This is a genomic window from Candidatus Eisenbacteria bacterium (assembly GCA_018831195.1).
Taxonomy (GTDB): Bacteria; Eisenbacteria; RBG-16-71-46; order CAIMUX01; family JAHJDP01; genus JAHJDP01.
Map to the genome: position 1 here is coordinate 1 of JAHJDP010000052.1, position 2,135 is coordinate 2,135.

4 protein-coding genes are annotated in these 2,135 nt (G+C 48.9%); 1 reads left to right on the forward strand and 3 read right to left on the reverse strand.

Going from position 1 to position 2,135, the window contains the following annotated elements:
- Positions 1-95: 95 nt before the first annotated feature.
- The 3 genes from KJ970_10045 to KJ970_10055 all read right to left on the reverse strand — a co-directional run bounded on the left by KJ970_10045 (position 96) and on the right by KJ970_10055 (position 1,573).
- Positions 96-338: a hypothetical protein gene (locus tag KJ970_10045; GenBank protein MBU2691260.1), complete on the reverse strand. Its 243-nt coding sequence runs from the start codon at positions 336-338 to the stop codon at positions 96-98.
- Between the two features lie 95 nt (positions 339-433).
- Positions 434-1,222: a nitroreductase family protein gene (locus KJ970_10050; protein ID MBU2691261.1), complete on the reverse strand. Its 789-nt coding sequence runs from the start codon at positions 1,220-1,222 to the stop codon at positions 434-436.
- Between the two features lie 51 nt (positions 1,223-1,273).
- Positions 1,274-1,573: a hypothetical protein gene (locus KJ970_10055; protein ID MBU2691262.1), complete on the reverse strand. Its 300-nt coding sequence runs from the start codon at positions 1,571-1,573 to the stop codon at positions 1,274-1,276.
- Positions 1,574-1,776: 203 nt separating this feature from the next.
- On the opposite strand from KJ970_10055, the gene KJ970_10060 reads away from it, so the two are divergent.
- Positions 1,777-2,135, forward strand: a 359-nt coding sequence (locus tag KJ970_10060) for a hypothetical protein (protein MBU2691263.1), incomplete at its 3' end; no start/stop codon positions are given.

Sequence of the window (2,135 nt, forward strand, 5' to 3'; positions counted from 1 at the left end):
CTGAGCTTTTATGTTTCTTTGAAGGACCCTACACAAACGGAGCGTTTTGTCAGCGAATTGTCGGCGCTGGAAGGTTTGAACCGGGTGAATCTCAGCTATGGAGATGAAACGGGGAGTCTGTAACTCATCAGATTGCGCTGATTATAGAAATCCCCGGATCCCATCACAACCGGGATCCGGGGATTGAGGTTATGTGCCGGCATCTCATTGTCAGCATTTTTTATTAGATCTGCGCCAATCCGGCCGACGCCCCAGAGGTCAGAGATGGGGAGCGGATGGAGAAAGTCCAAAACGTGTCCCGGCTCGACTCTCGGCGAGTAGGAATGCAGGATCTCCATGATCTGGCGCGAGACGGAGCGGTATTTTGTGGAATTGACGGGGAGGGCCGGAGCAAAAGGAGCGTTGAAATTTCTTATCCGCTATTACTCCGCTATTACTCCTCATCAAGGCCAGTGTAAAGGTCAAATCCGGATTTCCTTAAAATATTTAATATCCCTTTGCTTCTTTTTTCAACAATATATGGTGAGAATTTTTGCACTGCAAGTGCTTGAGCGATCCCTTCAATACCCTGTTTGGATAGTTCTTTCTTTCGCGATTCTGAAACGGACTCCCAAACTCGATCACGTTCTTTATACCAACGATTGATGTCATCGTCGGAGGGCAGATAGTATTGATTGTGATGCGTAACCGCTTCCAAAGGCAGCCGTGTGCTTAACTCTGGTGAACTGTCTGGATAGCCGATGCAAACAAGGCCGGCGGGGAAGACTAATTCAGGTGCGCCAAAATGCTTTTGGACATCAAGCTCAATCCCGCTACCGAGATAGCAGGTCCCTAAACTGAGGCTTTCGGCCGCAACTACGATATTTTGCAATGCAATTAAGGCATCCCAAAGGCCCATGAAAAAATTGTAGGGACGATGATTATACACCTCTTTATCAGAGTGGGTCTGTAGCCAGCGTCTGACCCGGTGGTGGTCAACAAGGGCAAAAATAGCTATCGAGCAATTGGAATTTTCGATAAACGGTACTTCCAGAGCTTCATCTAACTTCGTCAGCATTTCCTTGTCATCGATGACCAGCAGAGAGTACAGCTGAAGATTCCCTCCTGTGGCCGCACGAGTTCCCGCAGAGAGAATTTTATCCAACAACTCAGGCTCGATAGGCCTATCGCTATATCGTCGTACGGATCGATGGCTCATTAAACATTCGATGACCGGTTTCATAAATTTCTCCTTGAGTAATCTTTGTATAAATCAAAACAATTTGACCTGATGTTATTGGTTACGAAGTTTAGCTTTGATTTTATTCCGATAACCTTCATCCACGTATGATTCTGTATAGCCGCACTCCATACACACAAAAGTGCGGACATTCCCTCCGGAAAAGGGGTATGGCATCTCATCCGATTTAAAAGCTATTTTGCCGGCACTCAATATCCAACCTTGTTCAATCTGAGTGCAAGAACACTTCGGGCATATTCCCTTAAGCATTATCTGTCTCCATTTTTCTGCTTCTGATGGAACTTTTAATTTAGTCAGTGTATAAGCAATTACAAAATCAAATGATTCGGTCATTGAACCAATGAGAAACTTTGTTTCAGGTCTGTTGGAACGATGCTTGTCAAGATCAGCAAGACCGCGCCTGCCTCGAGCCAGAATGCTATGCCTAACCCTTCTATTGATTGCATCCGCCCTTAGATCACTGGCTCTTTCCCAGCTGGCCCATGCCTTGGAGTCGACTCCACGATACCAGATTGCGCTGTGCAGATGAAGAGGCAATGGTATCGGCCTTTCTCACCGATCCGAAAGTGGTATGGAAAATCCTCCGGCACCTGGGGCTTGCCACCACGGCCCCCGCCCTGTCGTCGGCGCGATCGTCGGAATTACCGATGCGGTTTCGCCGGATGCCGCCCCGATCAGGATTTCCGGTTGGGTTCGAGGGAGAGGTGTGTCTGGGAAGATCGATCGGAGGGCGAATAACGCAGGGAGATCGGTATCATTCTGGTGGTTGCCGCGAGGGGGCGGGCCAGAGCAAAAGGACCCTTGAAATGCTTCTCCGCAACCCCGATCCGGTTTTGCCCGGATCGGGGTTTCTCTTAGACATTAATGGCCGCGGGGCGGCGGTGGAGGCGGCCGA

Excerpts from the sequence above, each read along its gene's own strand:
- KJ970_10045 (MBU2691260.1), bottom strand. The coding sequence starts at position 338 with ATGGAGATCCTGCATTCCTACTCGCCGAGAGTCGAGCCGGGACACGTT.
- KJ970_10050 (MBU2691261.1), bottom strand. The coding sequence starts at position 1,222 with ATGAAACCGGTCATCGAATGTTTAATGAGCCATCGATCCGTACGACGA.
- KJ970_10055 (MBU2691262.1), bottom strand. The coding sequence starts at position 1,573 with ATGACCGAATCATTTGATTTTGTAATTGCTTATACACTGACTAAATTA.